Here is a 6,325-nt window from a genome sequence, read left to right on the forward strand (position 1 = left end):
GGTTGAATATACATTCAAAAATGGCGAAACTCACAGAGGATATGTAACAGCACTATACCCGGAACAAAAAGCGATTAATTTTCAAAGCCCAACAAAACATTGTAAAAAAGTTAATGCGAGAAAGTGCAAATTACTATGGAACTATTCAAAAATCTATTGGTTTGAGAATGCGAGCTAAACACACTTGTCTATGATTGGATGTAATTAACTATATTATTTTAAGGAGGAATACATCATGTTTGACAACAACTTACAGAACATTTTCCAGCTCAGAAACGGCCAGTCCCGTTCCATCAACTGGGAAAACCGGAACGGAGAAAAAGGAAAAGGCGGCATGGCAGCCAGTGACCTCGGCCCATCCCGCAAAGGCTCCCCGTGCATCCCGAAAATCGAAGCAGGAGAGACCGTAACCCTCGGCGAAATCAACGGAGAAGGCATCATCCAGCACATCTGGATCACCGTCACCGACCGCACCAGCGACCGCAACCGCTACGTCCTGCGCGACCTGGTCCTCCGCATGTACTGGGACGACGAAGAATCTCCATCCGTCGAATGCCCGCTCGGCGACTTCTTCTGCTGCGGCTTCGGCGTTTCGTACCAGGTGAACTCCGTCCCGATCGCCGTCAACCCGACCCGCGGCTTCAACAGCTACTTTCCGATGCCGTTCCATAAAAACGCCCGCATCACCATCGAAAACCAGTGCGACGAGCCCATCCCGGCCTTCTTCTACCAGATCGACTACTGCCTCACCCAAGTCCCTGAGGATGCGGGTTACTTCCACGCCCAGTGGCGCCGCCAGCGCATCACCGAAAAAGCCAACGACTACGTCGTCCTCGACAACGTCAAAGGCAAAGGCCAGTACGTCGGCACCTACCTCGCCCTCACCACCCTCGAACGCTACTGGTACGGCGAAGGCGAAATGAAATTCTACATCGACGGCGATAAGGACTACCCAACCATCTGCGGCACCGGAACCGAAGACTACTTCGGCGGCGCCTGGAGCTTCGCCACCCAGCAGAACGGCCGAACCATCGAAAACCAGTACTGCACCCCCTACCTCGGCTACCCCTACTACTCCATCCACGACACCTTCCAGCACAACGACTACCACAACGACGACCAGATGCCCCAGCGCAGCTTCTACCGCTGGCACCTCCTCGACCCCATCCTCTTCGAAGAGGACCTCAAAGTAACCCTCCAGCAGATCGGCGTCACCCACGGCGGCCTCTTCGAACGCCAGGATGACGTCGCAACGATCGCTTACTGGTACCAAACCCACCCCCACGTGCCATTCGCCCCGCTCATGCCACGAAAAGACCGCTGGCCAAGATAAATTTCTTATCTTTTTAATACCTTACCATTTTCAACATACGTACCGTATCTCTGCAAGAGTCCGGTCAGAATACATCCGTTCCCAACGGATGTATTCTGGCTCGGGCTCTTTTTACGTGGTCAATACCAGCCGCCCCTCCCATCTGCCTGGACCGCGGGCGTCCGTATTTCACAAACCTTTCACATTTCGCCCCTTTTCTTTAAGGTTCCTTTAAAGTTCCCCCTGTATACTACAAACAAATCAAACGAAAGGACTGCACCCCACATGATCCAAATGACCTTCAAACGCTACGAAACAAAATACCTGCTGTCCTCCATTATGGCCCATAAACTCCAAAGAGCCCTCCCCGGCCACCTCCAAATGGACGAATACGGCCTCGACACCATCTGCAGTTTATATTACGACACCCCGGATGACCAGCTCATCCGCCGCTCCTTGGAAAAACCCGTCTACAAAGAAAAACTCCGCCTCAGAAGTTACGGCCCCGCCAGAGAAAACAGCGCCATCTACGTAGAGTTAAAGAAAAAATACGAAGGAATCGTCTACAAACGCCGCGAGCGCATGGTGCTGTCGGAAGCCGTCCCCTACCTCGCCGGCGAAACCACCCCCGGTTTCGACAGCCAGATCATCCACGAAATCACCTGGTTCCGTGATTACTACATGGGCCTCATGCCCGCCATGTACATCGCCTACGACCGCATCGCCTGCTTCGGAACAGAGGATCCCAGCCTGCGCGTCACCTTCGACACCAACATCCGCTGGCGCACCGAAAACCTGCGCCTCGACGGCCCCGCCGAAGGAACCCAGCTGATCGAACAAGGCTGGTACCTGATGGAAGTCAAAACCCCTGGCGCCGTCCCCTTATGGTTCAGCAAAATCCTGGACGACCTGGAAATCTATCCAACCTCATTTTCCAAATACGGCCGCGCCTACCAGCTCAAAAATCAGAAAACAGAAGAAGAGCCGTCACATCCGCTCGTCTTTGAAAATAAAAATATAAACAAGAATCTTGGAGGAATCTGTTATGCTTAACACAATATTCAGTTCAATCTTTGCGGATACAACCGCAGCCTTCACCTTCGGCCAGTTTCTCGCCTGCACCGCAGCGTTCCTGATCCTTGGCCTGCTGCATTTCCCCTGACGAGGCGTCCGTCCGTCTTCCCACTTCCCATTTCTACGATATTGTGCTAAAATAACCTCACAAGAAAAGAGGTAGAAAAAATCATGTACGACAAACTAACCGAAAACGACATCAAAAAAATGCAGGAAGAAATCGACTACCGCAAACTGGTCGTCCGCCCCAAAGAACTCGAGGCCGTAAAAGAAGCCCGCGCCCAGGGCGACCTCAGCGAAAACTTCGAATACAAAGCCGCCAAACAAGACAAAAACCGCAACGAAAGCCGCATCCGCTACCTGGAAAAAATGATCAAAACCGCCCACGTCATCTCTGATGATTCAAAAGACGACGAAGTCGGCATCAACAACACCGTCCAGGTCTACATCGAAGAAGACGACGAAATCGAGACCTACAAACTCGTCACCACCGTCCGCGGTAACTCCTTAAAAGGCTACGTCAGCATCGACTCCCCATTGGGAAAAGCCATCTTAGGCCATAAAGTCGGCGACCGCGTCACCGTAAAAGTAAGCGACACCTACAGCTATGACCTCATCATCAAAAGCATTGAAAACACCGCCGATGACGATGACGAACTCCGAAGCTATTAAAAAAGAAAGGAAACCACCAACCATGGAAAAAATCGCAAGCTTCACCATCGACCATATCAAACTCAAACCAGGCGTCTACGTATCCCGTAAAGACCACGTAGGCGACAGCACCATCACCACCTTCGACCTGAGAATGACCTCCCCAAACGATGAGCCCGTCATGAACACAGCCGAAGTCCACACCATCGAGCACCTCGGAGCCACCTTCCTCCGCAACCATGAGCAGTGGAAAGACAAAACCGTATACTTCGGCCCAATGGGCTGCCGCACCGGTTTCTACCTGTTGCTGGCAGGAGACTACACCTCCAGAGACATCGTCCCGCTTGTCACCGAAATGTACGAATTCATCCGCGATTTCAAAGGCGAAGTCCCGGGCGCATCCCCGAAAGACTGCGGAAACTATCTGGACATGAACCTTTCCATGGCTAACTACCTCGGCAAAAAATACCTGGATGAAGTCCTGTACGGAATCGATGATTCCCGTCTCGTTTATCCAGAATAAATCATAAAAATAACACAGGGGGAAACAAAAACATGAGAACCATGGAAAACGAAAACCTGCGCGTGCAGATCAGCGATCATGGCGCAGAACTTAGCAGCATTTACGATAAAGCAGCCGACCGCGAGGCAGTCTGGATCGGCGATCCGGCCTTCTGGAACCGCCACGCACCAGTCCTGTTCCCGTTCGTCGGAAAAGTAAACGGCGGCTTCTACACCCATAAAGGAGTCAAATACCCAATGGGCCAGCACGGTTTCGCCCGCGACAACGAATTCGAGTGCATCGAAAACACCGAAAACAAAACCGTACACCGCCTGGTATCGACCGAAGAAACCAAAAAAGTCTACCCGTTCGATTTCGCCTTCACCGTAACCCAGGAACTCTCCGGCAGAACCCTGACCATCACCTGGAACGTAGAAAACACCGGTGATGATGATATGTACTTCTCCGTCGGCGGCCACCCGGCTTTTATGATCCCGGAGCAGTACGATATCGTCTTCAATAAAGGCCTGGAAAACCACACCGAGACCGAACTCGAATACGTCCTGATCGACCCGGAAACAGCAGGCGTCGATGCCGCACATCCGAGAAAACTGAAACTTCAGGACGGCAGAATCCCGTACACCAGAACCCTCTTCGACGAGGACGCCCTGATCTTCGACAACACCCAGGTCGAGCGCGTCGGCGTAGAAGTGGAGGGAAAACCGTACGTCACCCTCACCTGCAAAGGCTTCCCGAGCGTCGGCGTATGGTCCAAGCCAAAAGCAGATGCCCCGTTCGTGTGCCTCGAGCCATGGATCGGCCGCTGCGACAACGTCGGCTTTGACGGCGAATTAAAAGACAAATACGGCGAACAGCACCTGAAAGCCGGTGAAACTTTCCAGGCAGGCTACACCATCACCATCGGAGAATAAGGACCCGAAAAAAAGAAAAACCTCCGAAGTACAGCGAAAAGAACACGATTCCTGTACTTCGGGGGTTGAAATTTTACGGTTTCTTTACTATAATTAGCATCAAACCCAAAAAACGCATGTAGTTCATCATGCACAGAAGAAAAAACAGGAGGGAACGTTCTTGAAAAGAGAAACGGTTATCGTACTTGATTTTGGCGGTCAGTACAATCAGTTAATTGCAAGACGTGTACGTGAGTGCAACGTTTACTGTGAGATTTATTCTTACAAAACAGACATCGAAAAGATCAAAGAAATTCAGCCGAAAGGTATTATCTTCACCGGCGGCCCGAACAGCGCATATCTGCCGGATTCCCCGACTTATACAAAAGAAATTTTTGAACTTGGAATCCCGATCCTCGGCATCTGCTACGGATCACAGCTGATGATGCATCTGCTCGGCGGAAAAGTAGAAGTAGCACCGGTCAGAGAATATGGAAAAATTGAGGTAACCGTAGATACCAGTTCCGCACTGTTTGAGAACGTATCCGAAAAAACCATCTGCTGGATGAGCCACAACGACTACATCTCCAAAGCAGCTCCGGGCTTCGAGATCATCGCTCATACGGATGACTGTCCGGTAGCAGCCGTTGCAAACGTAGAAAAAAACCTCTATGCAACCCAGTTCCATCCAGAAGTTCTGCACACCAAAGAAGGAAAGAAAATGCTTTCCAACTTTGTATACAATGTCTGCCACTGTGCCGGCGACTGGCACATGGACTCCTTCGTAGAAGAATCCATCAAAGCTATCCGCGAAAAAGTAGGCGACGGAAAAGTCCTCTGCGCACTGTCCGGCGGAGTCGATTCCTCCGTAGCAGCTGTTATGCTTTCCAAAGCAGTCGGAAACCAGCTGACCTGCGTATTCGTAGATCACGGCCTGCTGCGTAAAAACGAGGGCGATGAAGTAGAAGCAGTCTTCGGACCGGACGGTCCATACGACCTGAATTTCATCCGCGTCAACGCACAGGAGCGTTTCTATGCAAAATTAAAAGGCGTAGAAGAGCCGGAGAGAAAACGTAAAATCATCGGCGAAGAGTTCATCCGCGTCTTCGAAGAAGAAGCAAAGAAAATCGGTGCCGTAGACTTCCTGGTACAGGGAACCATCTACCCAGACGTTGTAGAGAGCGGCGTCGGCGGAGAATCCACCGTCATCAAATCCCATCATAACGTCGGAGGACTGCCGGACTACGTAGATTTCAAAGAAATCATCGAGCCGCTGCGCAACCTCTTCAAAGATGAAGTTAGAAAAGCCGGCCTTGAGCTCGGCATCCCGGAATACCTCGTATTCCGTCAGCCATTCCCGGGCCCGGGACTTGGCATCCGTATCATCGGCGAAGTAACCGCCGAGAAAGTCAAAATGGTTCAGGACGCCGACGCGATCTGGCGCGAAGAAATTGACAAAGCTGGAATCGCCCACGAAATCGGCCAGTACTTCGCAGCCCTGACCAACATGCGCTCCGTCGGAGTCATGGGAGATGAAAGAACCTACGATTACGCCATCGCCCTCCGTGCCGTAACCACTACCGATTTCATGACAGCCGAAAGCGCTGAAATCCCGTGGGATGTTATCGGAAGAACAACAAGCAGAATCGTAAATGAAGTAAAACACATCAATCGCGTTATGTATGATTGCACAGGAAAACCACCGGCAACCATCGAATTCGAGTGACCTAAATGTGTAAAAGGGCAAAAATCATTATCCTGTAAAAGGTAAAAATGATTAGCGACCAACAAAAGAAATTAAACCTTGAGATATGAGCGAAAGCCAGCTTGTACCTCAAGGTTTTTTTATTCCAGCATAGCGAAAAACCTTATAAA

Annotated in this window: 6 protein-coding genes; all 6 read left to right on the top strand. The window is 51.0% G+C overall.

Going from position 1 to position 6,325, the window contains the following annotated elements; genetic code table 11:
* The first annotated feature begins 235 nt into the window (after positions 1 to 235).
* The 6 genes from ACY2VT_RS13990 to guaA all read left to right on the top strand — a co-directional run bounded on the left by ACY2VT_RS13990 (position 236) and on the right by guaA (position 6,176).
* Positions 236 to 1,333 carry a glycoside hydrolase family 172 protein gene (locus ACY2VT_RS13990; protein WP_461880302.1) on the top strand — a complete coding sequence of 366 codons (1,098 nt, stop codon included), beginning with the start codon at positions 236 to 238 and terminating at the stop codon, positions 1,331 to 1,333.
* Between the two features lie 273 nt (positions 1,334 to 1,606).
* Positions 1,607 to 2,365 carry a VTC domain-containing protein gene (locus ACY2VT_RS13995; protein ID WP_461880303.1) on the top strand — a complete coding sequence of 253 codons (759 nt, stop codon included), beginning with the start codon at positions 1,607 to 1,609 and terminating at the stop codon, positions 2,363 to 2,365.
* A 192-nt stretch (positions 2,366 to 2,557) separates the two neighbouring features.
* On the top strand, positions 2,558 to 3,058 hold the full coding sequence (locus ACY2VT_RS14000; protein WP_461880304.1) for a GreA/GreB family elongation factor: 501 nt from the start codon (positions 2,558 to 2,560) through the stop codon (positions 3,056 to 3,058).
* A 22-nt stretch (positions 3,059 to 3,080) separates the two neighbouring features.
* A complete protein-coding gene (locus tag ACY2VT_RS14005; RefSeq protein WP_461880305.1) occupies positions 3,081 to 3,560 on the top strand; it encodes an S-ribosylhomocysteine lyase in 480 nt (159 codons plus the stop codon).
* A gap of 32 nt (positions 3,561 to 3,592) precedes the next feature.
* A complete protein-coding gene (locus tag ACY2VT_RS14010; protein WP_461877977.1) occupies positions 3,593 to 4,471 on the top strand; it encodes an aldose 1-epimerase family protein in 879 nt (292 codons plus the stop codon).
* 160 nt (positions 4,472 to 4,631) lie between these two features.
* A complete protein-coding gene (gene guaA, locus ACY2VT_RS14015) occupies positions 4,632 to 6,176 on the top strand; it encodes a glutamine-hydrolyzing GMP synthase (protein WP_461873737.1) in 1,545 nt (514 codons plus the stop codon).
* Positions 6,177 to 6,325 lie beyond the last annotated feature (149 nt).

This window comes from Fusicatenibacter sp. (assembly GCF_050872605.1).
Taxonomy (GTDB): domain Bacteria; phylum Bacillota; class Clostridia; order Lachnospirales; family Lachnospiraceae; genus Fusicatenibacter.